This is a genomic window from Synergistota bacterium (assembly GCA_025060595.1).
In the GTDB taxonomy this organism is placed as follows: domain Bacteria; phylum Synergistota; class GBS-1; order GBS-1; family GBS-1; genus 42-11.
The window spans coordinates 1-23,407 of the sequence record JANXBX010000015.1; the positions used below are offsets into that span (position 1 = coordinate 1).

At 42.2% G+C, this 23,407-nt stretch carries 28 protein-coding genes; all 28 read left to right on the forward strand.

What is annotated here, in order from left to right; genetic code table 11:
• The first annotated feature begins 53 nt into the window (after nt 1–53).
• The 28 genes from NZ900_08785 to NZ900_08920 all read left to right on the forward strand — a co-directional run bounded on the left by NZ900_08785 (nt 54) and on the right by NZ900_08920 (nt 23,398).
• Nucleotides 54–1,139, forward strand: coding sequence for a flagellar hook-length control protein FliK (locus tag NZ900_08785; protein MCS7234175.1), 1,086 nt, complete (start codon nt 54–56; stop codon nt 1,137–1,139).
• The gene (locus NZ900_08790) at nt 1,136–1,393 is read left to right on the forward strand and encodes a FlhB-like flagellar biosynthesis protein (protein ID MCS7234176.1); all 258 of its coding nucleotides are present in this window, start codon (nt 1,136–1,138) and stop codon (nt 1,391–1,393) included. Before NZ900_08785 ends, NZ900_08790 begins: the two co-directional genes overlap by 4 nt.
• Nucleotides 1,394–1,401: 8 nt before the next feature.
• The gene (locus tag NZ900_08795) at nt 1,402–2,499 is read left to right on the forward strand and encodes an HD domain-containing protein (protein MCS7234177.1); all 1,098 of its coding nucleotides are present in this window, start codon (nt 1,402–1,404) and stop codon (nt 2,497–2,499) included.
• Nucleotides 2,496–2,840, forward strand: coding sequence for a YraN family protein (locus NZ900_08800; GenBank protein ID MCS7234178.1), 345 nt, complete (start codon nt 2,496–2,498; stop codon nt 2,838–2,840). Before NZ900_08795 ends, NZ900_08800 begins: the two co-directional genes overlap by 4 nt.
• Nucleotides 2,833–4,362 carry a YifB family Mg chelatase-like AAA ATPase gene (locus tag NZ900_08805; GenBank protein ID MCS7234179.1) on the forward strand — a complete coding sequence of 510 codons (1,530 nt, stop codon included), beginning with the start codon at nt 2,833–2,835 and terminating at the stop codon, nt 4,360–4,362. The genes NZ900_08800 and NZ900_08805 overlap by 8 nt, the downstream gene beginning before the upstream one ends.
• Complete coding sequence (gene dprA / locus NZ900_08810; GenBank protein MCS7234180.1) at nt 4,347–5,423, forward strand: DNA-processing protein DprA; 1,077 nt, start codon at nt 4,347–4,349, stop codon at nt 5,421–5,423. The genes NZ900_08805 and dprA overlap by 16 nt, the downstream gene beginning before the upstream one ends.
• A 35-nt stretch (nt 5,424–5,458) precedes the next feature.
• A complete protein-coding gene (locus NZ900_08815) occupies nt 5,459–5,731 on the forward strand; it encodes a DUF494 family protein (protein ID MCS7234181.1) in 273 nt (90 codons plus the stop codon).
• The gene (trmFO, locus tag NZ900_08820) at nt 5,728–7,023 is read left to right on the forward strand and encodes a methylenetetrahydrofolate--tRNA-(uracil(54)-C(5))-methyltransferase (FADH(2)-oxidizing) TrmFO (protein ID MCS7234182.1); all 1,296 of its coding nucleotides are present in this window, start codon (nt 5,728–5,730) and stop codon (nt 7,021–7,023) included. The genes NZ900_08815 and trmFO overlap by 4 nt, the downstream gene beginning before the upstream one ends.
• Nucleotides 7,024–7,029: 6 nt before the next feature.
• Nucleotides 7,030–7,875, forward strand: coding sequence for a tyrosine recombinase XerC (locus NZ900_08825; GenBank protein ID MCS7234183.1), 846 nt, complete (start codon nt 7,030–7,032; stop codon nt 7,873–7,875).
• A complete protein-coding gene (gene hslV / locus NZ900_08830) occupies nt 7,850–8,395 on the forward strand; it encodes an ATP-dependent protease subunit HslV (protein MCS7234184.1) in 546 nt (181 codons plus the stop codon). Before NZ900_08825 ends, hslV begins: the two co-directional genes overlap by 26 nt.
• A 14-nt stretch (nt 8,396–8,409) precedes the next feature.
• Nucleotides 8,410–9,762 carry an ATP-dependent protease ATPase subunit HslU gene (gene hslU / locus NZ900_08835; GenBank protein MCS7234185.1) on the forward strand — a complete coding sequence of 451 codons (1,353 nt, stop codon included), beginning with the start codon at nt 8,410–8,412 and terminating at the stop codon, nt 9,760–9,762.
• A 14-nt stretch (nt 9,763–9,776) separates the two neighbouring features.
• Entirely contained in the window at nt 9,777–10,577 is an 801-nt protein-coding gene (gene codY / locus NZ900_08840; GenBank protein ID MCS7234186.1) for a GTP-sensing pleiotropic transcriptional regulator CodY, read from the forward strand.
• A gap of 49 nt (nt 10,578–10,626) precedes the next feature.
• Nucleotides 10,627–11,037: a flagellar basal body rod protein FlgB gene (gene flgB / locus NZ900_08845; protein ID MCS7234187.1), complete on the forward strand. Its 411-nt coding sequence runs from the start codon at nt 10,627–10,629 to the stop codon at nt 11,035–11,037.
• Nucleotides 11,038–11,045: 8 nt separating this feature from the next.
• On the forward strand, nt 11,046–11,504 hold the full coding sequence (flgC, locus tag NZ900_08850; protein MCS7234188.1) for a flagellar basal body rod protein FlgC: 459 nt from the start codon (nt 11,046–11,048) through the stop codon (nt 11,502–11,504).
• Between the two features lie 6 nt (nt 11,505–11,510).
• Nucleotides 11,511–11,825, forward strand: a complete 315-nt coding sequence (gene fliE, locus NZ900_08855; protein ID MCS7234189.1) for a flagellar hook-basal body complex protein FliE — start codon at nt 11,511–11,513, stop codon at nt 11,823–11,825.
• Between the two features lie 6 nt (nt 11,826–11,831).
• The gene (fliF, locus tag NZ900_08860) at nt 11,832–13,397 is read left to right on the forward strand and encodes a flagellar basal-body MS-ring/collar protein FliF (GenBank protein ID MCS7234190.1); all 1,566 of its coding nucleotides are present in this window, start codon (nt 11,832–11,834) and stop codon (nt 13,395–13,397) included.
• Nucleotides 13,398–13,412: 15 nt separating this feature from the next.
• A complete protein-coding gene (gene fliG / locus NZ900_08865) occupies nt 13,413–14,429 on the forward strand; it encodes a flagellar motor switch protein FliG (GenBank protein ID MCS7234191.1) in 1,017 nt (338 codons plus the stop codon).
• Entirely contained in the window at nt 14,422–15,309 is an 888-nt protein-coding gene (locus tag NZ900_08870; protein MCS7234192.1) for a FliH/SctL family protein, read from the forward strand. Before fliG ends, NZ900_08870 begins: the two co-directional genes overlap by 8 nt.
• A complete protein-coding gene (gene fliI / locus NZ900_08875) occupies nt 15,302–16,615 on the forward strand; it encodes a flagellar protein export ATPase FliI (GenBank protein MCS7234193.1) in 1,314 nt (437 codons plus the stop codon). The genes NZ900_08870 and fliI overlap by 8 nt, the downstream gene beginning before the upstream one ends.
• Complete coding sequence (gene fliJ, locus NZ900_08880; protein ID MCS7234194.1) at nt 16,605–17,057, forward strand: flagellar export protein FliJ; 453 nt, start codon at nt 16,605–16,607, stop codon at nt 17,055–17,057. The genes fliI and fliJ overlap by 11 nt, the downstream gene beginning before the upstream one ends.
• Nucleotides 17,047–17,643, forward strand: a complete 597-nt coding sequence (locus NZ900_08885) for a lytic transglycosylase domain-containing protein (protein MCS7234195.1) — start codon at nt 17,047–17,049, stop codon at nt 17,641–17,643. The genes fliJ and NZ900_08885 overlap by 11 nt, the downstream gene beginning before the upstream one ends.
• A complete protein-coding gene (locus tag NZ900_08890) occupies nt 17,640–18,251 on the forward strand; it encodes a hypothetical protein (protein ID MCS7234196.1) in 612 nt (203 codons plus the stop codon). Before NZ900_08885 ends, NZ900_08890 begins: the two co-directional genes overlap by 4 nt.
• On the forward strand, nt 18,248–19,798 hold the full coding sequence (locus tag NZ900_08895) for a flagellar hook-length control protein FliK (GenBank protein MCS7234197.1): 1,551 nt from the start codon (nt 18,248–18,250) through the stop codon (nt 19,796–19,798). The genes NZ900_08890 and NZ900_08895 overlap by 4 nt, the downstream gene beginning before the upstream one ends.
• Nucleotides 19,799–19,814: 16 nt before the next feature.
• Entirely contained in the window at nt 19,815–20,240 is a 426-nt protein-coding gene (gene flgD / locus NZ900_08900) for a flagellar hook assembly protein FlgD (GenBank protein ID MCS7234198.1), read from the forward strand.
• Between the two features lie 66 nt (nt 20,241–20,306).
• On the forward strand, nt 20,307–21,611 hold the full coding sequence (locus NZ900_08905; protein ID MCS7234199.1) for a flagellar hook protein FlgE: 1,305 nt from the start codon (nt 20,307–20,309) through the stop codon (nt 21,609–21,611).
• A gap of 21 nt (nt 21,612–21,632) precedes the next feature.
• The gene (locus NZ900_08910; GenBank protein ID MCS7234200.1) at nt 21,633–21,827 is read left to right on the forward strand and encodes a flagellar FlbD family protein; all 195 of its coding nucleotides are present in this window, start codon (nt 21,633–21,635) and stop codon (nt 21,825–21,827) included.
• A 37-nt stretch (nt 21,828–21,864) separates the two neighbouring features.
• Nucleotides 21,865–22,659 (forward strand): motility protein A, encoded by a 795-nt coding sequence (locus NZ900_08915; GenBank protein MCS7234201.1) that lies wholly within the window; start codon nt 21,865–21,867, stop codon nt 22,657–22,659.
• Nucleotides 22,660–22,666: 7 nt separating this feature from the next.
• Nucleotides 22,667–23,398 (forward strand): flagellar motor protein MotB, encoded by a 732-nt coding sequence (locus NZ900_08920; protein MCS7234202.1) that lies wholly within the window; start codon nt 22,667–22,669, stop codon nt 23,396–23,398.
• Nucleotides 23,399–23,407 lie beyond the last annotated feature (9 nt).

Sequence of the window (23,407 nt, forward strand, 5' to 3'; positions counted from 1 at the left end):
CAATATGGGCCCTCGCCGATACATAGAAAGAGCTTTAAGGGAGTGTTATAAGCTTGAGCTATGTAAAGTTAAACGCATCAGGGGAAGTTTTAAGTAGACTGGCTCCTCTTAAAGGGAAGGTTATAGAGGGTAAGGTTGTAGGAAAATCTGGTGATCTTCCCTTACTTGAGATTGAGGATCTTTTGTTTGCTGCTGAGAGCAAGGTTCCTCTTAAGGTGGGAGCTAAAGTCTCTCTATGGGTTAAAGGTATTTTTGGAGATAAGCTTCATCTTCAGCTTCTTTCGGAAGAGGAATTGGATGAGGGCTTTTTAAAGCTGGGATTAAAGGATACGCCTGAGTTTAAACTTGCTTATAGGATTTTGAAAGGTTTGGGAGTAAGCTTTGGGAGAAGGGAGGTAGAGCTTTTAGGAGAGCTTATCTTGAAAAGTAAGGATTTCTCCTTCATTATCGAAGGATTAAGAGCTCTTCAAGCGAAGCTTGGGGTATCAGCCTCTCTTATTAAACTTTTGCTTGTACTCGGTAGCCCGTTCTTTTTGAGAGAGATTCTATTAAAGCTTCTCTTTTATGGAGATAAGGACATAAGGAGATTTCTTGAGAGGATCATCCCCAGAGGGGAAAGCCTTTCAGCTGAGTCTATTAAGGGCTTTCTCTTAGAAAGCGGTATTCTGGAGGGCGATGAATTAATTGAGCTTCTTATTAGTAAAGGTGGAGCGGATGGAGCGAAGCTTCTGGGATGGCTTCTTCTTCCGAGAGTTTTAAGCCTTCCGCCGAAAGAGGGGGATTGGTTTATATACCTTTGGTTTCCAATCCTATGGGATAAAGGCGAGCTAGTTATTTCTTCTCTGAAAAAGTATAAAAGCAGAGAAGTGGATAAGAAAGAGGAAGGAGAAAGGTTTGAGCTCTTCCTTGAACTTAAGAGCCTTGGGAGGATAAGAGTTTTATTTTATCTTTTGAAAGGAAAGCTTTGGTTAACTTTGGAAGCTGAGGAAGAAAGGGTCCTCGCCCTTATAAGGAGGAATCTTTCAGATTTGCTATCCTCGCTTGAAGGGCAAGGGTATGATGTGGGAGGTTTATCCTCGCGTTCGATGTTAGTTGAGAGGTCTTTTTTTGAGGGGGAGGGATTGGATATAAGAATATGAGTGAGGATTTGAAGAAGGCTGCTGCCTTGAAATATGATGAAGAGAAAGATAAAGCTCCTAAGGTGGTTGCTTCAGGAAGGGGTAAAATAGCTGAAAAAATAATTGAGATTGCTAAAGAATATGATATACCTATATATGAGGATCCTGATCTTGTTGAGCTTTTATTAAAGGTAGATATAGGGGAGGAGATACCGCCTGAGCTTTATAAGGCAGTTGCTGAGGTTTTGGCTTTTATATATAGACTAAGGGGGTAGCTTAAAGGGTGAGATGTCTACCGGTTACGAAACTCGAAGAAGGGATGGTTGTGGGTAAAACTATATATACTTCTGATGGAAGGCCTCTTTTAAGAAGAGGCATAGTGCTTGACAAAAAACATATAGATAGGCTTAAGAGCCTAGGTATACCTGTAATATACATTGAGGAGGAGCCTTTGAAAGGAATAGATGTAGAGGATGTTATATTGGATAAAGTGAGGATGAACGCTGTTCAAGAGGCGCGCAGGCTAATGCTTAAGATAAGGAAGGAGCTTAAGTTTTACAATAAAAAGATTTCTGACTTGGATCTAAGTGAGGATATAGAGGGAATTAAAGGTGTTGTAGACTCCCTTATGAGGGAGGTATTCAGGACAAAAGAGGCCCTTTATAGCTTTATAGATATAAGGGGTTTAGAGGATTTCCTTTATGGACATATGGTAAATGTCACCGTACTGGGCATGATGACAGGGTTATCTCTTGGTTATAAGCCTGATAGGCTTTTCCCGTTAGGCCTGGGGTTATTCCTTCACGATGTAGGTAAGGCCATTTTAGATGATGCCGTTTTAGCTGATCAGAAGCTGCTTGGGGATGAAAAAAATCCCCTTATAATAAAGCATACTGTGGTGGGGTATGAGATCGTAAAGAGAATTCCGGGAGTATCTCTTCTTTCAGCTCATATTGCCTATCAACATCATGAAAGGCTAGATGGGAAGGGATATCCAAGGGGACTTTATGGATCGGATATCCATGAGTTTGCTAAGATAGCAAGCGTTGTTAACACTTACGATATACTTGTTTCAGGATCTCCCTTCCAATCTAGGGTTAAGCCAAATGAGGCTATCGAGATAATAAGAAAAGGTGTGGGAACCCTATTTGATAGAGATGTTGTAGAAGCTTTTCTGAAGAATGTAGCTATATATCCGGTTGGAAGCATGGTAAGACTCTCTACGGGTGAGATAGCTGTTGTTTCCCAAACTAAAAGGGGATTCCCTGATGCACCTATAGTTAGAGTGATAAAGGATTGGAGCGGTAACGACCTTGAGATACCCGTTGAGATAGACCTATCTATTCATGAGAACATAAAGGTTGAGGAGATGATAGAGTGAAAGAGAAAGGTAAAAGGGCTGAAGAAGAAGCGATAGCTTACCTTAAGAGAAAGGGGTACAGCATTCTTGAGAGAAATTACTTTACCCGCTTTGGCGAGATAGATGTAGTTGCTAAAAAAGACGGTTTTATAGTTTTCATCGAGGTTAAAAGTAGTGAGGCTTGGGATGCGGAATATAATATTACTCTCCATAAGGCTAAAAAGCTTTATAAGGCTGCTATGGTTTACCTCTCAAGGAAAGGTTTTGTTGATCTTCCATTTAGGTTCGATCTCATTGCTATAAACGGTGGTAATCTCAATCACTATGAGAATATCTTAGGGGAGGGCGGAGTCTTTGGTTAGCTTCTGCTGGACCGTGGCCTTTAACGGTCTTGAAGCTATACCGGTCAAAGTTGAGGTAGATGTTTCTAGAGGCTTGCCATCCTTTAATCTTGTAGGTTTGCCAGACACCGTCGTTAGAGAGTCGAAAGAACGAGTTAGGTCAGCCTTGAAAAACAGCGGTTTCTCCTTTCCGTCAAGCAGAGTTGTAGTTAATCTTGTTCCTGCTGATTTGAAGAAGGAAGGCAGTCATTTCGATCTTCCTATAGCCTTAGCTCTTCTTTCAGCCTTAGGTGAGTTACCCGAGCTTTCTGATTGGCTTGTTTTCGGGGAGCTCTCACTGAATGGGGAGCTTGAAAAGACAAGAGGAGCAATTTTAGCCGCCTCTTTAGCCAAGGAGAAGAACTTAAAGCTTCTTTTTCCCTTTAAAAACGCTTTTGAGGTCTCTCCAATAGCTTCTGGGCTTTCAGCTTATGGCGTTGAAAATCTATCGCAGGCCTTTGCATTTCTTAAGGGGGAGATGCTTCTTAAGGAGCTTGAGCCTACCGATTTCAAATCTTTACCAGTTGATTCTGAGTTTGATATATCTGATGTTAAAGGACAGGTCTTCGCTAAAAGGGCTTTAGAGATAGCTGCCTCAGGCTGGCATAGCCTGATAATGATCGGGCCACCTGGTAGCGGAAAAACTATGCTTGCTAAGATATTGGTTTCTCTTCTTCCTCCAATGGTTGACGAAGAAATAGTAGAGGTTTCTAAGATATATAGTATAGCGGGATATCTTAATAATGGTTTGATAGTGAGGAGGCCGTTTAGAGCCCCTCATCATACGATAAGTGAAGTAGGCCTATGTGGTGGAGGCGGAAGCCCACATCCAGGAGAGATATCCTTAGCTCATAGAGGGGTTCTTTTTTTAGACGAGCTTCCTGAGTTTTCAAGAAGATCCTTGGAGGTTTTAAGACAACCTCTTGAAGAAGGAAAGGTTAGCTTATCTAGGGCAGGATATTCCTTATCCTTTCCGGCTTGCTTTCTTATGGTTGGTGCTATGAACCCATGTCCATGTGGTTTTTTAGGTGACACGGAAAGGGAATGTAAGTGTTCCTCTCTGGCGATTAAGAAATATTTCTCAAAGCTTTCTGGTCCCTTGATAGATAGGATAGATTTACATGTGGAGGTCCCAAGGCTAAAGCCAGATGAGCTTGTATTTGCTGGTTCCGATGAATCTGAGACAAATGAGAAGTTAAGAGGAAAGGTTGCTTTTGCTTGGGAAGCTCAGAGGGAAAGGTTTTCTTCTCCCTTGAGATTTAACTCCATGATGACCCCTGATGAGTTGAAAAGGTTTTGCCCCTTAGGTAAAGAGGAAAAAGCCTTTTTAAGGAAAGCTCTAAGCGATCTTGGTCTAACTGCAAGGGCTTACAATAAGGTTTTAAAGGTAGCAAGGACAATAGCTGACTTAAGCGGAAGCCCCGATATAAAGGTGGAGCATCTTGCTGAGGCTTTAACTTTTAGGCTATTAGATAGAAGGGAGACACCTTGGACGATCGATTAGCTCTTTTAGGACTTAATTTGGTTGAAGGATTAGGACCAGTTAAAATCAGCTCTCTTATAGCCTTTTTTGGTTCACCTTTGGATGCCTGGAACGCTTCTTTAAAGGAAGTGCTTCAAGTTCCTGGAATAGGGGAGAAGATAGCTCAAGCTCTTTTAAAAGTTAAGAAGGAGAAGCTTCTTGAGAGGGAGCTTGAGCTAATGGATAAGTGGGGCATAAGCTTTTTAACCCTTTTAGACGAGGGATATCCTGTTCTCCTTAAGGAGATAGAGAATCATCCTCCTGTTTTGTACATTAAGGGTAGCTTAAAAAATGACGTATTGACGCTTGCTGTGGTCGGAACGAGAAAGCCTTCTCCTTACGGCAGGAAAGTTGCAAGGGAGTTTAGTAAGTTTCTTGCCTCTTCTGGAGTCTGTATAATCAGCGGTCTCGCTCGAGGGATAGACTCTGAGGCTCATAAGGGAGCTTTAGAGGGAGGAGGTACAACTTATGCAGTTTTAGGCTCTGGTATCCTTAATCTATATCCGCCTGAGCTTAAGGGATTGGCTGAAGAGATAGCTTCTAGGGGTGCGCTATTAAGTGAATATCCTCTTTTTACTCCTCCTCTTTCTGGAAACTTCCCTCGCAGGAATAGAATTATAAGCGGGATTTCAAAAGGGGTGTTGGTTGTTGAGGCTCCCTTAAAGAGCGGAGCGATGATAACTGTCTCTTACGCTTTAGATCAGGGTAGAGATGTATTTGCCGTTCCAGGTAGTATATACTCATCTAAGAGTGAAGGGCCTAATCTGCTCATTCAGCAAGGGGCTAAGCCTGCTTTAAAGCCTGAGGATATTCTGGAAGAATACGGAGTAAAGATGAGCTTTGCTAAAAGAGATGGTAATATTTTAGATATTTCTGAGGAAGAGAGGAGAATTCTCGATAAATTGCCTGTTGGAGAGGTTTTCCCCATCGATAATTTATTTTATGATGATGCTAATTGCGGAAAATTTGCTATAATAACTATGCTTGAGTTAAAAGGATATTTAAAGAGAGTTGAAGGAAACAAGGTTATTAGAGTTAAGTGAGGAGTTTAATGGATTCTCTTAGGAGGGAGATAGATATGGAGGAAAAATTTATAAGAGTGCTTCATGCGAGAGAGAGGTTAAGGCTCACTCCTGCTGCCGAGGGGATAATATATAAGGCAGTTCAGCTAGGGTTGTTGGATGAAAAAGATAGAGAGGCGCTCTTGGAGCAGATAATGTTTCTTACACCTGGCAAGTTTGAGGAGATAGATATAGAGGAATTGAGATATATAATGGAGAACTTTATAGAAGATGAGGATATGCTTACCATTCTTTTTGAGGAGGAGGGGCAAAAGAAAACCTTAAATTGAGAAAGGTTTGTGTTATCGGTGGCGGACTCGCCGGTAGTGAAGCTGCCTGGCAGCTTGCTAAAAGAGGAATTAAGGTTACCTTATTCGAGATGAGACCCCACCTTATGACTCCAGCTCATCAAACGGGATATTTCGCTGAGCTTGTTTGCAGTAACTCCCTTGGTGCCGAAGGGCTTGATACTGCCTCCGGGCTATTGAAGGAGGAGCTTAGGTTACTCGGTTCGGTAATACTTGAGTGTGCATATGCTTCTAGGGTTCCAGCGGGCAAAGCCTTAGCTGTAGACAGGGAGAGGTTTTCCAAACTTGTAACCGAAAGGATAAGCTCAAACTCTCTGATAGAAGTGGTACGAGAGGAGGTTAAAGAGGTTCCGGATGACGGTGAAGTGATAGTTGCCACTGGTCCGCTGACCTCTCCTTCCCTATCTGAGAAGCTAAGAGAGCTTTTAGGTTCGGAATATCTTTACTTTTACGATGCTGTTTCTCCTATAGTTACTTATGAATCTCTTAATATGGAGAGGATCTTTAAGGGGTCTAGATATGGAGTGGGAGAAGACTATCTTAACTGTCCTATGACCAAGGAAGAATACGAGGCTTTCTGGGAGGCTTTGGTTAACGCGGAGAGGCATCCTCTTCATTCTTTCGAGGATCCTAAGTATTTCGAAGGGTGTTTGCCTATAGAGGTTATAGCCTCTAGAGGGAAGGAAACCCTTCTTTACGGTCCGCTTAAGCCCGTTGGTTTGATAGATCCGAAAAGCGGTAAGGAGCCGTATGCTGTGGTTCAGCTCAGAAGGGAGAATATAGAGGGAACGCTTTATAATCTTGTGGGCTTTCAGACGAACCTTAAGTGGAGTGAGCAAAGAAGGGTTTTTAGAATGATCCCGGGCCTTGAAAATGCCGAGTTTGTCAGATATGGTGTCATGCATAGGAATATTTTCATAAACTCTCCGGTCCTTCTTGACCGTTCTTTAAGGCTCAAGAAAGATAGAAGAGTTCTTTTTGCTGGACAGATAGTCGGAGTTGAAGGGTATATGGAGTCTACGGCTATGGGGTTAGTCGCTGCCTTAAGTATCATTTCCGATGGGAATATTGAGTTTCCTGAAGAAACTATGATAGGTTCTCTTTTACGATACATAACTACAGCTGATCCTTGTAACTTTCAGCCCATGAACGCTAACTTTGGGATACTTCCTTCGCTTGAATTTAAGGAGCGCGACAAAGTGAAGAGGAAAATAAAACTTTCTGATAGGGCTATAAATACCTTGACAAATTGGTGGAAATGCTTAAAATATTAGCTTAAAATGGGGTTTGAAACAATTTTAGATGAATTTTTACGTGAGCTTGCCTTATTTAAAGGATTTTCGGAACATACTCTCAAGGCTTATTCTTCTGATATATGTGAATTTTTATCTTTTTTGGAAGATAGGTCCTTGGAGCTTAATAGATATACTCTTTGGGAATATCGGGATTACCTTTCCTCTCAAGGATATGAGAGAAGCAGTATAGCTCGAAAGCTTTCTTCGCTCAGATCCTTTTTAAGGTTTTTGAGGGAAAAAGGTTTTCTTAAGGAATCGCTTGAAAGGGTTCTTAAAAATCCGAGGATGAATAGATCTCTTCCGAAGGCTCTCTCAGTGGAAGAGGTGGAAAAGTTGATATCTTCGGCTTTAGACTCAAGAGAAAGAGCTATAGTTGAGTTTATCTATGCTACTGGCGTGAGGGTGGGAGAGCTCGTTTCCCTGAATTGGAGCGATATAGATTGGATTAATGAGATAGTGAGAGTTGTAGGAAAGGGAGGTAAAGAAAGAATAGTCCCTATAGGTTCGAAAGCTCTTGAGGCTCTTAAGGCCTACGGTAAGGAAAGCGGGATGAGTGGGCCTTTGTTTAAAAACAAAAATGGCGATAGGCTTACAGCAAGAAGCGTTGAGAGGATAATAAGGGCTATGGCTCTTCGGGCGGGCTTAAAGGGGCATGTTACTCCTCACGTTTTAAGGCACTCTTTTGCTACTCATCTTCTTGAAGGAGGAGCTGATCTTAGGATGGTTCAAGAGATGTTAGGTCATTCGAGCCTTGCCACAACGCAAATTTATACTAAGGTTACCTTAGAGAGAGTGAAGGAGGTGTATGAGCTTGCCCATCCGAGGAGTTAAGTCTACCACGATCATTGCTTTAAGACATAAGGGAGAGTCTGTAATGGGTGGGGATGGTCAGGTTACGATGGGAGAGATGATCTTAAAGGAAAGCGCTAAGAAGGTGAGACGCCTCTATGGAGGAAGGGTTCTTGCCGGTTTTGCAGGAGCCACAGCCGATGCCATGACTCTCCTTGAGAGGTTTGAGGGAAGGCTTGAGGAAAGTCAAGGTAATCTTTTGAAAGCTGCTGTTGAGATGGCTAAAGATTGGAGAACCGACAAGATCTTAAGAAGGCTTGAGGCTCTCTTGATAGTTATGGATAAGGAAAGAATACTTCTTATATCTGGTACGGGGGATATAGTTGAGCCTGATGACAATGTAATAGCTGTAGGTTCAGGTGGGGGTTATGCTCTTGCAGCGGCTAAGGCTTTAATTGCTCGCACTGATCTTTCGGCGGAAGAAATAGTTAGGGAATCTCTTAAGATAGCATCGGCCTTATGTATATATACAAATAGTAACTTTATAATAGAAAAGCTTTAAGAGAGGTGATCTATTTGTCTTTAGATAGCCTAACGCCTCGACAGATAGTTGAGGCCCTTAATAAATATATAATTGGTCAGGAGGAAGCCAAGAGGGCTGTAGCTATAGCCTTAAGAAACAGGATGAGAAGGAAATCCCTTCCACCGGAGCTTAGGGAGGAAGTGGCTCCTAAGAATATCCTTATGATAGGGCCTACTGGGGTTGGTAAAACAGAGATAGCTCGTAGACTTGCTAATCTTGTGGGTGCTCCATTTGTTAAGGTAGAGGCTACTAAGTTCACAGAGGTTGGATATGTGGGTAGAGATGTGGACTCTATAATAAGAGAGCTTGTTGAGGTTTCCGTTCAAATGGTTAAGTCGGAAAAGATGACTGAGGTTATGGAAGAGGCTCAGACTCATGCTGAGTTAAGAATTGTTGAGGCTTTGATGCCTGGGATGCGGTATTCTTACGCTGCTCAAGAGCCTGGAACCTATGAGCCTTCTGTTAGAGAAAGCACTCGCCAAAGGCTTCTTGAGATGCTCAGGAACGGTCAGCTTGAGGATAGAGTTATAGAGATAGATGTTGTTGATAGATCTTTGCCTAGGGTTGAGGTTTTCACCGCGATGGGAATAGAGGATCTTGGAATCAACTTTCAGGATCTTTTAGGGAACATATTTCCACCGAGGATGAAGAGGAGAAAACTGAAAGTTAAAGAGGCAAGGAAGGTTCTAGAGCAAGAGGAGGCTCAGAAGCTCATAGATATGGATGAGGTGGCTCAAGAGGCTATAAGGCGAGCTGAGGAGATGGGAATAGTCTTCATAGATGAGATAGACAAGATAGTAAGCAAGGGAAGCACCTATGGTCCTGATGTCTCAAGGGAAGGAGTCCAGAGGGATCTTTTACCTATAGTTGAAGGTTCTACGGTCATAACAAAATACGGCCCTGTGAAAACGGATCACATTTTGTTTATCGCTGCTGGAGCGTTTCACACGGCTAAACCGTCGGATCTCATACCTGAGCTTCAGGGAAGGTTTCCCATAAGGGTCGAGCTTAAACCCCTTTATAGAGAAGATCTTGAAAGGATATTGGTGGAACCCAAGAACGCTCTTGTAAAGCAGTATAAGGCTCTTTTAGCTACAGAAGGAGTAGAGCTCGAGTTTACCCCAGAGGCTATAAGTAAGATAGCTGAGATAGCCTATAGAGTTAATGAGGAGATGGAAAATATAGGGGCGCGAAGACTTCACACGGTTATGGAAAGGCTCTTAGAGGACATATCTTTCGAGGCTCCTGAAAGAAGGGGCACGAAGGTTGTCATAGATGAGAAGTATGTAGTTAATAAGCTCTCCTCTATAGTGGGGAGGAAAGATCTTAGTCAATACATCCTTTAAGGAGGGTGAAAAATATGGCCAAAAGTCAGGATTTAGGGGTCTTAGAGGAACTGTTACGGAAGGAGCGCAAAATAAGCAGGTTAGTCGAGCGTCAGGCAGGACGCGAGGTAGATTTTAAAGCTATAGCTGGAGTCTTAAGCGAGGTGATAGAAGCAAACGTATACATTTCTGATAAGGATGGAAAGATTCTTGGGTATGCTCTTTTAAACAACTATGATTGTCCAGAAGTTTGGAAGGTTTTGAAGGAAGGGATGTATCCAGAAGAATATAATGAAAAGCTTTTAAGGATAGTTGAACCTATGGTAAATCAGACTCCTAGAAGTGGACGTTGTTCTTACTTCTTTGATGTCGACTGTAAATATCCTAACAAGTTCGTTAGCTTCTTCCCTATAGTTGGTGGTAGTGAAAGGCTTGGGACGCTTGTTATCGCTCGCTTTGATAATGGTTTGTCTTTGGCAGATCAGATATTGGCGGAATATGGAGCTACCATAGTGGGTATAGAGATCCTTAGAGCAAGAAATGAGGAAATGGAAAAGATGGCTAGGGAGCAGATAACCGTTCAGCTTGCTTTAAGAACCCTCTCCTATTCTGAGCTCTCCGCAATGAGGAGGATATTTGAGAAGTTCAATAATAGTGAAGGTGTTGTAATAGCAAGCAAGATAGCCGGAGATATAGGTGTTACTCGTTCCGTGATAGTTAACGCTTTGAGGAAGCTCGAGAGCGCTGGTATAATAGAGACAAGATCGCTTGGTATGAAAGGAACATATATAAGGGTTATTACGCCTCTCTTTTTGAAAGAACTTAAGGTAAAGTAGCTAAAGGTGCACCATCTCCATAGCGAAAAATAAGAGGGAGGTGGTGCACTTGTTCTTTGATAAGACTACAAGGGTCCTTGAGAAGACCCTTAGTGCTCTTTCCTTAAGGCAAGAGGTAATAGCTAATAATATCGCTAATGTAAATACCCCTGAATATAGGAGAAAGGAAGTAACCTTCGAGGAAGAGCTGAAGGAGGCCCTTTCTCAACAACCTAAAAAGCTAAGGGGATATGTTACTCATCCTAGGCATATTCCTATACCTCAGCCTCAGCTCACCTTAGAAAGCGTCAAGCCAGAGGTTTGGGAAAGGGATGATCTATTTTTTAGAAATGATAAAAATGGAGTAGATATAGATTTAGAGCTTGCCGAGCTTGCCAAAAATGCTATGAAACATGCAGCTTTAAGTAGAACTTTAACTCGTAAATTTGCTATACTTGACATAGCTATAGGAAGGAGGTAGTCTAGGAAGTGAGGATGTTCAAAACTATAGATATAAGCGCTTCTGCATTGACAGCTCATAGGCTTTGGCTTGATGTTATATCTGATAATCTAGCTAATGTAAATACCACAAGGACTCCTGAGGGTGGTCCCTACAAAAGAAAAATGGTTATCTTTGAATCTCGTGAGCGCTCCTTTCCACCGAAATTTAGTATTTCTCTTCCTCCGTCACCTAAAAGGATCTCGGATTTTAAAGGAGAAGGGGTAAGGGTTAAAGAAATAGTTGAGGATCGGACGCCTCCGCGTCTTGTATACGATCCTAATCACCCCGATGCTAATAAGGAGGGATATGTGGCTTATCCTAATGTAAATGTTGTTAGAGAAATGGTAGATATGATAGCTGCAAGTAGGTCTTATGAGGCTAATCTTATGACCATAAATACTACAAGAAGCATGTTTATGAATGCCCTTGAGATAATTAGGGGGTGAAATTAGTTGGTTGAAAAGATAATTTTTTCTCTTGATAGGCTTGGCCTTTCGAGCTTAAAAGGAAAAGGTGAGGAGAAAAAGATCGAAGATTCTCAAGGCAAGGATGGAAGCTTTTTGAAACTTCTTGAAAGTGGAATAAAGAAGGTAAATGAGCTTGAGAAGGAAGCTGATAGGCTGTCTCAAAAGGCGGCTACAGGGGAGTTAGAGGATATTCATGAGCTTACTATAGCAGTTAGAAAAGCGGAGCTTGCCGTTAGGCTTCTTACCGAGGTAAGGAATAGAATAATAGATGCCTATGATAGGTTAACTAGGTTAACTTAAATTGCCATGTTCGAAAGGATAAGAAGCTTTATTTATTCGTTTTCCTCTAAGTGGAATGCTTTGTCGAAACCCCAAAAGATCCTTATTTTGGGGGCGGGTGGGGCTTTATTAATTTCCTTTTTGCTTCTTATTTTTTGGGCAAGGGAACCCCAATATGTTCCGCTTTTTACTAACTTAGATCCTAAAGATGCTTCAGCTGTAATAGATCAGCTTGATAAGGCAAAGATTCCTCATAAGATAGCTGATGAAGGTAAAACTATACTTGTTCCGTTAGATAAGGTCTATAACTTGAGGATTCAACTTGCCGCTATGGGTTTGCCTACTCAAGGGGTCGTGGGCTTTGAAATATTTGAAAAACCTAAGTTTGGCTTAACCACTTTTCAAGAACAGATAAACTATCTAAGAGCTCTTGAAGGGGAGCTTACTAGAACTATAATGAATCTTGAGCCTGTTGAGCTTGCCAAGGTTAACATAGTTCTTCCTCAGCCCCGGCTTTACGTTGAGGAGCAAAAGGCAACGACTGCCTCGGTGCTTGTTAAGCTTAAGCCCGGTGCTAAACTATCGGTTGAGCAGGTTAAGGCTATAGTTCATCTTGTTTCTCATAGCGTTGAGGGACTTTCCCCTGATGACGTAGTTGTAGTTGATACACAGGGGAATATTTTAACGGAGATGCTTCGTGAGGAATATGTTTTAAGAGAGCCGGGAAAGATATCAACCTTGCAGAAGGAGATAGAAGCTCTTTACGAGAGAGAGTTAGAGGGAAAGCTTAAAGCTATGTTAGAGAAGGTTTTTGGTCCTGGTAGAGCTGTGGCTAGGGTGAAGGTTGAAATAGATTTGAGTAAGAAGGAAGTTAAAAAGGAGACCTTTAAGCCTGTTGTCGGTAGCTCTGGTATAGTTAGAAGTGAGCAGAGCATAGAAGAGCAGTATAAGGGGACGATTGCGCCTCCTGCTGGTGTTCCGGGAACTCAGACGAACATACCTGGGTATCAGGTCCCTGAGAGGAAGGGAGAAGAGGTAGCTTACAATAAGGCTGAAACTATAAGAAACTATGAGATAAGCAAGGAGGAGGAAAAGGAGGTAGTTGCACCGGGTAAAATAAAGAGAATGACTGTGTCAGTTGTAGTGGATGCGAAGCTTGATCCTAATCAGCTTCAAGATCTTAAAAATGCGGTTGCCGCTGCCGTTGGGTATAACCCTAATAGGGGTGACGAAATAGTTGTTCAAAGTATAGAGTTTAATGTGGCCTATCTTAAGGAGCTTGAGGCGGAGTTAAGGGCGAAAGAAAGATTTCGCTTAATGTTAACCTTAGGTGTAGCAGGAGCCTTAGCTGGCTCTCTCATTGGATACATCCTCTGGAGAAGGTGGAGGAGAAAGAAGCTTGAAGAGGAAGCAAGGAAGGCTGCTGAAGCTGTTCCGGAGGAAAAAAGGCCTAAGCTTGAGGAAATGCTAGCTCATCCGGAGCTCTTCTTAGAGGAGGAGAGGGTTATAGAGATAGAGGATTTAAGGGCTTTTGCAGCGAGACACCCTGAGGAGGTGGCCAAAGTAATAAAATCTTGGATTTATGAGGAGTGAAGAGGGTGACCCTCTGTGGCTAAAAAGAGAAAAGAGGGTTTTAGTGGTAGAGAAAAAGCTGCTATATTGTTGGTTATACTAGGGCCTGAGATATCAGCCCAGATATTTAAGCATCTTGAGGATGCAGAGGTTGAGCAACTCACTCTGGAGATAGCTAACCTTCCCACTATACCAACTGAAATTAAGAATGAGGTAATACACGAGTTTCAGCATCTTTTGGTTGCTCAAGAGTTTATGGCGAAAGGCGGAGTTAACTATGCCAAGGAGCTTTTGGAGAAGGCCTTTGGCCCAGAAAAGGCAAGGGAAATTTTAAGTAAGCTTACTGCTCAGCTTCAGGTTAGGCCCTTTGAGTTCGTGAGGAAAACCGATCCCTTGCAACTTCTTTCTGTTATTCAAGGGGAGCATCCCCAAACGATATCCTTAATTTTAGCCTATCTTCCGCCAGAGCAGGCTGCCTCTGTTCTTTCCGGTCTTCCTCCAGATCTTCAGGTTGATGTGGCTCGTCGCTTAGCTACGATGGATAGAACTTCTCCTGATGTAATAAGGGAGGTTGAAAGGGTTTTGGAAAGAAAGCTCTCCACATTCGTTAGCCAGGACTTTACCATGGTAGGTGGTATCGAAGCATTGGTTGAAATCCTTAATAGGTCTGATAGGGGAACGGAGAAAAACATTCTCGAGGCTCTTGAGGAGCAAGATCCTGAGCTTGCTGAGGAGGTTAAAAGAAGGTTATTTGTCTTCGAGGATGTTATCCATCTTGATGATAGGGCCTTACAGAGGGTTTTAAGGGAGATCGATATGAAGGACCTGGCATTAGCTCTTAAAGGGGCGAGCGAAGAGGTTCGAGAGAAGTTCTTTAAAAATATGTCCAAGAGGGCTGCTCAAATGCTTAAAGAGGACATGGAGTATATGGGACCTGTCAGAGTTAGGGATGTGGAGGATGCTCAACAGCGCATAGTTAATGTGATAAGGCAGCTTGAAGAGGCTGGAGAGATAGTTATAGCAAGAGGTGGGGAGGAAGAGCTAATTGTTTAAGGGTAGCTTATTAAAATACGTTAAGCTTTTGGATACCCCCTTTCTGGTAAAAGTAGAGGAAAGCGATGGAAGTGTAAACGAAGAGGGAAAGATTCCCCTGAATAAGGAAGAGGAAGTAGCTTCAAATGTGGAAGAAAACCTTTTGTTGGAGAAAGAAAAGCTTCAAGATGAGATAAGGCTTCTTGAGGAAAAGGTTAAAAAGCTCTCGGTGGAAGCCCAAACCTTAGTTGACAGGGCTAAAAAAGAGGCCGATGAGATTAAGAAAAGGGCTGATGAAGAGGGAAAGCGCTTATCTCAAAAGCTTTTAGAAGAGGCTAGAAAGGAATCTGAAGCTCTTAAAGAGGAAGCTTATAAGAAGGGCTATAAAGAGGGTTACGATAAGGGGTTTACTCAGGGCTATGCTGAAGGGATGAAGGCTGGAAAAACCGAGTACGATGGTCTTTTGTCCCTCTTAAGGGGTATCATAGATGAGATAGGGAAGTCTAAGGAAAAGATACTTGAGGGGATGGAGCCGGAGATCATAGGGATAGTGAAAGTGGTCTTAAGGAAAATACTTTTAAGAGAGGTTATGTTCGATGAAGAGCTTGTTCTAAGGGTTGTAAAGGCTGCTATTAAAAGGCTTGAGGAAAGATCCAAGATAGTGATCAGAATCAGTCCTGAGGACCTTCCGAAGGTGGTTGAGAAGAGAGAGGAGCTTTTCAGATCCATAGAGGGGTTGAGGGAACTTGATATAGTTGAGGATTCTAGAGTTGGAAGAGGCGGTTGTATGGTTGAGGGCCCATTTGGTGTGGTGGATGCTAGGATAGAGAGACAGATGGAGGAAGTGGAAAGGTTTATAGATAAAATTCTTAAGGAGGGCAGGGGCGGGGAAGTTGCTTAGTCGATATATACAAAGGCTTGAGGAATTTGAACCTATGAAGGTTAATGGCAGGGTGGTTAGGGTTATAGGTCTCGTGGCGGAGTCGAGAGGGCCTGAGGCCTCTATTGGGGAGTTATGCGAAATACGACTAAAAAACGGTAAGACCGTTAAGGCTGAGGTGGTTGGCTTTAGAGATGATAAGGTTCTCCTTATGCCTCTAGAAGGTATAGAAAATATATCTCCTGGCTGTGAGGTTATAGCAAGGGGAGAAACCCTTAAGGTGAGAGTGGGGGAAGGCCTTTTAGGAAGGGTTCTTAACGCTTTTGGTGAGCCAATTGACGGAAAAGGGCCAATAGGCTGGGAGTGTGAATACCCTTTAAGAAGAAAACCGCCTTCTCCCTTAAGTAGAAGTAGAATAAGAGAGCCTATATCGGTTGGGATTAGAGTTATAGATGGGCTTTTAACCTGTGGGAAGGGTCAAAGAATGGGTATATTTGCGGGAAGCGGTATAGGTAAAAGCGTTCTTCTTGGGATGATAGCTAGGAATACCTCTGCATCTGTGAGTGTAATAGGTCTGGTTGGTGAGCGCGGTAGAGAAGTAAGGGAGTTTATAGAAAGGGATCTGGGAGAGGAAGGCTTAAGGAGATCTGTGGTGGTTGTTGCTACCTCAGATGAACCGGCCTTGATAAGGCTTAAAGCTGCTTTTACAGCTACAGCTATAGCTGAGTATTTTAGGGACAAGGGCCTTGATGTGATACTGATGATGGACTCTGTGACTCGTTTTGCTATGGCACAAAGGGAGATAGGACTGACGGTAGGGGAACCGCCTGCTACGAGGGGGTATACTCCTTCTGTTTTTTCGCTTTTACCATCTCTGCTTGAGAGGGCCGGTAACTCTGATAAGGGTTCGATAACCGCTTTTTACACCATCCTTGTCGAAGGAGATGATATGAACGAGCCTATAGCGGATACGGTAAGAAGCATACTCGATGGTCATATAGTTCTATCTCGCAAGCTCGCCTCTAAAAACCATTATCCCGCTATAGATGTCTTAAGAAGTATAAGTAGGCTTATGATAGAGGTAGTGCCTGAGGATCATTATAGAGCGGCAACTAGGTTAAGGGAGCTTATGGCCGCTTATGAAGAGGCTCAGGACTTGGTCAATATAGGGGCTTATGTCCGAGGAAGCAATAAGGTTGTTGACGAAGCTTTAGATAAGTTTGATGAAATTAAAAGGTTTTTAACTCAGGGCATTAATGAAAAGTCTACATATAAGGAAGCCCAAGAGTGGTTGATAAAGAGTTTCGGAGGTTTAAATGGCATTTAATTTTAGGTTTGAGAAGGTATTGGAACTTAAAAGGAAGAAAGAGGATTCCTTAAAAAACGAGATCGCTATCCTTAATTTAAGAAAGTTGGAGCTTCTTGAGGAAAAAGAAAAGCTCTCCTGGGAGCTTGACTCTCTAAAGGTTGAGTTTCTTGAAAGACAGGCGAAAGGCTTAGTGGGTGAGGAGATAAGGCTCTATCTTCAATTTATGAATTCCTTGTCTTTCTTAATAGCTAAAAAGGATATGGAGATAGCCGATCTTGAGGAGAGGATAAAGAGAAAGCGCGAGGAACTTATAGAAGCATCTAAGGAGAGAAAGAAGTTTGAGAGGCTTAGGGAAAAGGCCTTTGAGATCTATCTTGAGGAAGAGTCTTATAAGGAAAGGGTATTTCTTGACGAGATCGGACAGAACCTTTTCTTGAGGAGGGAAAGGATTGACTCTTGATGGATTAAAGAAGGTAATTAAAAGAATAGAAGAGATAAGGAGTAACTTTAGTGAGCTTTCTCGCTTTCATCAAAAGGTGAAGAAGGCGGAAAAAGCCCCCTCTTTTCGAGAGGTTTATTTTAAAGAGATGGAAAAGGTAGAGGATTTCGATAAAGGCAGAATCGAAAGGAAAGAGGAAGTTCCCCTCAAAATGAGCTCCTCAATTGAGCGTATAGTTAATAGGGCTTCTGGGATATATGATATCGATCCAGATCTTGTAATGGCGGTGATAAGCGTTGAATCTAACTTTAATCCGAGGCTTGTTTCTCCTAAAGGAGCGATGGGTTTGATGCAATTGATGCCTGATACTGCAAGAGAGATGGGCGTTTCAGATCCTTTTGACGTGGAAGAGAACATAATGGGCGGAGTAAAGTATCTACGTTACCTATCCGAAAAATATAATGGGGACCTTGAATTAACCTTAGCTGCTTATAATGCTGGACCGGCCGCTGTGGATAAATATGGTGGTATTCCTCCTTATAAGGAAACTCAGGATTATGTGAAGAAAGTGCTTTCTATCTATAAAGGGATAAAGCTCAAAAAATGAGACGCTTTGTGTTTCTCTTTTTCATCCTTCTTTTTGCTTTAATGGGAACCTTAATAGGGCTTCACTTTGCGAGGGTTGTTGATGTTAAAAGGCTTTATTTAAGTAGCGTTTACCCTTATGCTAAGAAAATACCTTATGTGGGTCAATATGTGGAGAGGATTACTTCGGATTTAAGGGTGCGCTTTACTCCTCTTGAAAGAAGGAGAATGGAACTGGAGCTTTGGGCCAGGAGATTAAAAGAGCTTGAGGAAAGATTAAAGCGGGAGCTTTCTCGAAAGGAGGCTGAGCTTGAAGCTGAAAAGAAGAAATTAGAGGAGGAGAGAGCTAAGCTTGAGGAGGAAAGGAAGAGAGTAGCTGAGCTTACAGCGAGGCTATCTCGAGAGCTTTCGGCTAAAGAGCTATCTGAGGAGGATATTAAAAGGTTGGCCTCCTACTATGCTGTGATGAGGCCGGCTGAAGCGGCAGCCATAATAAACAGCCTTGATGAGGACCTTGCAGTGATAATATTGAAAAATCTTGATCAGGAGAGGGCAGCAAGAATTTTAGCTTCCTTAGATCCCAACAAAGCGGCTAGGCTTATGTCCAAAATGGGGAGGGAAAAAAGGTGAAGAATGGAGTTTCTCTCTTTAAGCTTCTTCTAAGGATGGGAGAAAGCTCTAGGACCAGGGATGGCTGCCGTAAAGAGATAAGGGATAGTAACTTTAAGAGGGAAAGTTTCCTTAAGGAGCTGGAAAGGGCTAAGCTCAAGAGCCCTATCGAGGGTGAGATCGCCTTAAGTAGCTCGGAGTGCATCGAACTTTTAATGCAAGCTGATGGGTTAAAATTTAAGCCCTTGAAGGTTAATGGACCTTTAAACGAGCTTCAGATTATCGATTCGGAGAGAAAGCAAGCATCAGAATTTGATGTTATAAATGATACTAAAGTTTCCGAAAGAAGTATAAGACTTGAAGATGCGAAGCTTAGCCTTTTATTTAAAGGTAAGTTTGAGCTCCCTAAAACATATGAAGATTTAATGACAGCTCCTGAAAGTGAAAGCGAGCACTATGTAAATGGGGAAAACGGAAAGCAAGAGCTGAAAGAGGAGAACTTAGGCATCGAGCTCCTCTTTAAGAACAAGCCTGAGCTTAAGCTCTTTGAAGAAAGCCGGGAAAGGCAAAATTTTAGTAATGAAACGGTAAAGGTTGGCCGTTTCTTAGAAAAAGAAATTAATACTTCTAAGGAAGCTCTTTTCTTAAAAGAGAAAGAGGTTTTCGAAAACGAAAATTTCCTTTTCTCGAAAGGTGAGGAACTCGTTAAGGGATTGAAAAATACCAAACCCTCTCCTGATCTAAAGCAACAGGTAAAGCTTCAGGAAGGCAGCTATGACCCTTCTCTTAATAAAAATGATTTAAGGGAGAGACCCAGGGTTGCTGTAAATTATGCTTCTAGTACCTTTGAAATTGAGAAAAAGGAATCTCCCTTAAGTGTTGAAGACGGTAAGAACGCATCTAGAATTAAGGAGGTTTCCATGGCGAAGCTTGAGGAAGCGCATTTTAGCTTTAGGGATGGCTTTTCCAAAGAAGGGTCTGAGCTAAAGGTAATAAAAGGTGAAAACTCGAGCTTTTCATCTGATGGCTTCGAGAAAAGTGACGTAAAGGTTTTAGGTAGCTTCCATACTGATCTGAGTGGAAATGGTCATGAGGGTTTTAGCGGTGAGCTTTTTGAGGGAGACTTGGCTTCTGAGAGGGAGAATCCCTTAAGCCTTAAGGGCGAGCTCGAGAGCACCTTTACCGATTTTCTAAAGAAGTTTGAGGTTAATCTTAAAGAGGGAAAGAAAGAGGCTCTTATTGAGCTTCATCCTCCTGAGCTGGGTAAAGTTAGGTTTAGCGTGGAGGTTCAGGATGATAGGATAAGCGCTCGCTTTTGGCTTCCATCGCCTGAAATTAAAACTCTTTTTGAGAGTAACGTTCAACAGCTTCAGGCACTCTTTAGGGAGCAGGGGTATACCTTTGAGGTGTTTTTCTTCTCTGGGGAATCGGGAAGTGAGGGTAAGGGGAAAAAGAGGGAAGTCAGTCAATCTCATGGGACCCTTTTGGGAATAGAGGAGGATAAGGAAGAACTGGGCTTTTCTTCTCAGGTCCTTGCCAGGGAAGGCCTTCTTAACATTTTGGCTTAAAGGGGGTGATTTCAGAATGGTTTGGAGCGCAAATGGTATTGGAACAACCTATCTTTATTCAAGCACAAGTGGTAATTTGAAGTCAAGTAACTCAGAACTTGATAAAAACGCCTTTTTAAAGCTTCTTATAACTCAGCTTCGCTATCAGGATCCTTTATCTCCTATGGATGATAAGGAATTTGTTGCTCAGATGGCCCAGTTTAGTACCCTTGAGCAGGTTACTAATATGTCTAAGGATCTTGAAACCTTCCTTGTAAACTTTTCTTACTCATTGTTCGTTAATCTTATAGGTAAGACAGTTAAGTTTACTGATTCTGAAACAGGTGAGAAGGTTCAAGGTAAGGTTACTGGTATTAAACCTAAAAGCGGTGGTATAGTACTGGTTATAAACAATGGTAAATACGAAATACCTATAAATAGCATAGAAGAGATCTTATCTTAAGCTGATCACAGGGATGGTAAACTTGGGCGAAGGAGCGCCTCTTTAAGAAAGGGAGGCGTTTTCCATATGTTAAGAAGTTTATATTCTGGGATATCTGGTCTGAAAAATCATTTAATTGATCTTGATGTTATAGGTAATAATATATCAAATGTAAATACTATAGGTTTTAAGAGAAGCAGGGTAACCTTTAAGGATGTTTTGTATCAAACTTTAAGAAGCCCTATGGCTCCAACAGGTAATATCGGAGGGATAAATCCGATGGAGCTGGGTATGGGGATGCAGCTTGGAGCGATAGACACGGTATTTACGCAAGGGACGCCACAGATGACCGGGGTTAACACTGACCTTATGATTCAGGGGGATGGCTTTTTCGTTATTAGCGATGGGGTAGGATACTATTATACGAGAGCGGGAGCCTTTAACATGGATTCAAATGGCACCTTTGTCGATCCTTCAACCGGGTTTGTGCTTCAAGGGTGGGTAGCAAGCATATCGGCTGATGGAACTACTACCGTAAATACAACAGCTTTAGTTCCTATTAGAGTGGAGGTGGGCTCTAAACTTCCCGGTAAGGAGACTACGATGATAGATCTCGCTTGTAATCTTAATGCTTCTGCTTCTATAGGGACTTCTTATAGCACGTGGACTCAGGTTTACGATTCTTTGGGTAATACGCATGACCTTAAGATTTCCGTAGTTAAGACTGGTGAGAATCAATGGTCTGTAGGATGGGTTTTAACTTATAAGACACCAGCAGGAAGCATAGGTGTAGCTGCATCAGGGCAACTTGCAAGTTTGACCTTCGGTAGCAACGGTCTTCTTGATGCTACGAATGATGTTACTGGCATTATAACTATCCCGCAGAACGCTTTAACATCCTCCATATTTAGTGGAGCATCTCTCCCACAGAATATAACGGTTTATTTTGCTCGTAAGGGTAACGCTATAGGAGGAGTTACTCAGTTTGCTTCAGATTTTACTATGTCGGCTAAGTATGTCGATGGTTATCCTATGGGAGTACTTAAGAGCTTTACTGTTGATCAATCAGGGCTGGTTAGCGGTATTTACAGTAACGGTCGAACGCAACCTCTGTATAAGCTTGCTATAGCGGTTTTTAACAACCCATCAGGTTTAAATAAGGTTGGCAACACTCTGTTTACTGAGAGCTATAACTCTGGTAAGGCTCAGTTTAAATTTGCCGGTGAGGGTGGCGCTGGAAGCATCCTGCAAGGCTATCTTGAGATGTCTAATGTGGATCTCGCAGAGGAATTCGTTAATATGATTGTCGCTCAAAGGGGATTTCAAGCGAATACTAGGGTAATAACCACTGCAGATGAGAACCTGAGGGATCTGGTCAACCTCAAGAGGTAAAAGGGGAGGTAGATTTAGGGATTGGTAAAGTTAACTAGACTTAACGGGAAAGAGTTTGTAATAAACGCTGATCTTATAGAGACGATAGAAGCTACGCCAGATACTGTTATCACTTTAGTAAATGAGCATAAATATATAGTTAAGGAGCCAGTAGATGAGGTAATAAGGAAAGTGATAGAGTATAAGCGATCCTTGGGTAGACTTTTTGTGGTATAATGAAAAAAATAGATTTTTATCAGAATGGTGATATTATATGGATTTAGCGACTGCAGCAGGTATATTTATGGCATGGGCTTTAGTTATAGGAGCGATAATATTGGGAGGAGATGTGGGTGCGTTTATAGACGTCCCTTCTTTCTTGATTACCTTTGGTGGGAGCTTATCTGTTACTGTGGCAAGTAGTCCGCTTTCTAGAATAAGGCTTATACCGCAGCTTTTAAGGAACGCCTTTTTTAGTAAGGCTCAGAATATGATAGATATTTTAAACCTTATGATAAGGTTTGCGGAAAGGGCAAGAAGGGAAGGGTTGCTTGCCTTGGAGGATGAGGCTTCTGCTTTAGAGGATCCCTTTATAAAGAAAGGAATTCAACTTGTGGTTGACGGAACCGATCCTGAGCTTGTTAAAAATATACTTGATGCGGAGATATCCTTCCTTGAAGAGAGACATAAGTCTAACAGATCTATGTTTGAAGTGTGGGGTGAAATGGCTCCTGCTTTTGGGATGCTTGGTACGTTAATAGGACTTATTCAGATGTTAGGTCACCTTGATGATCCTAATGCCTTAGGTCCTGGTATGGCTGTCGCTCTTATAACTACTTTCTATGGTTCCATAATTGCTAATGCTTTTGCTCTTCCTATAGCTAAAAAGCTTGCTGTGAGGACAGAAGAAGAGGTTCTTCTTCGTGAGATGGTGGTTGAGGGAGTTTTGGCAATTCAGGCTGGTGAGAACCCGAGGATAGTGGAAGAGAAGCTTAAGGTTTACTTGCCTCCTGCAATGAGATTAATATATGAAGGCTCTAAGAAGAAGGCTGAAGAGGAGGCCGCCTAGTAATTAAATGGCAAAGGAAAGAAGGAAGAAGGAGGAGGGCGCTAAGGCGCCTGGATGGCTTACAACATATGGTGATATGGTTACCCTTCTTCTAACCTTTTTCGTCTTTTTGTTTTCCTTTTCAACCATAGATGTTATGCAGTTTCAGAAAATGATATTTTCTTTTAAGGGAGCGTTAGGGGTTCTCACAGGTGGGAAGACCTTTGATGTAGAAAGGATAATAGGGATGGGCTTTACAGGGATGGATGCGGGTATGTTAAGGCAGCAAACGCCATATTTGAAGGAAGTGATGAAACAGGTTGAACGATTGGTTGAAAGGGAGAATTTAGGAGGAGAATTAAAGTTAAGATTTACAAGGGAAGGTCTTGTAATAACTTTAACTGAAAGTATACTTTTTGATCCGGGAAGCGCGACCTTAAAACCCAATGCTGTTCCCGTTTTGCTTGAGCTTTCTAAGATACTATCAAATATCTCAAACGATCTTAGAGTTGAAGGGCATACGGATAATACGCCTATTAAAACTCCTATCTATCCTTCGAACTGGGAGCTTTCTGCTGCTAGGGCTGCCTCTGTTGGAAGATTTATAATAGATAGAGGAGGAATAGATCCTCGTAGGGTTTCTATAGCTGGGTATGGACAATATAAACCGATAGTACCTAATGATACTCCTGAGCACAAAGCCCTTAATAGAAGGGTAGATATAGTAATTTTATCGACGAAAACCCTTGTTCCTTTTTAGAGGGGGTAT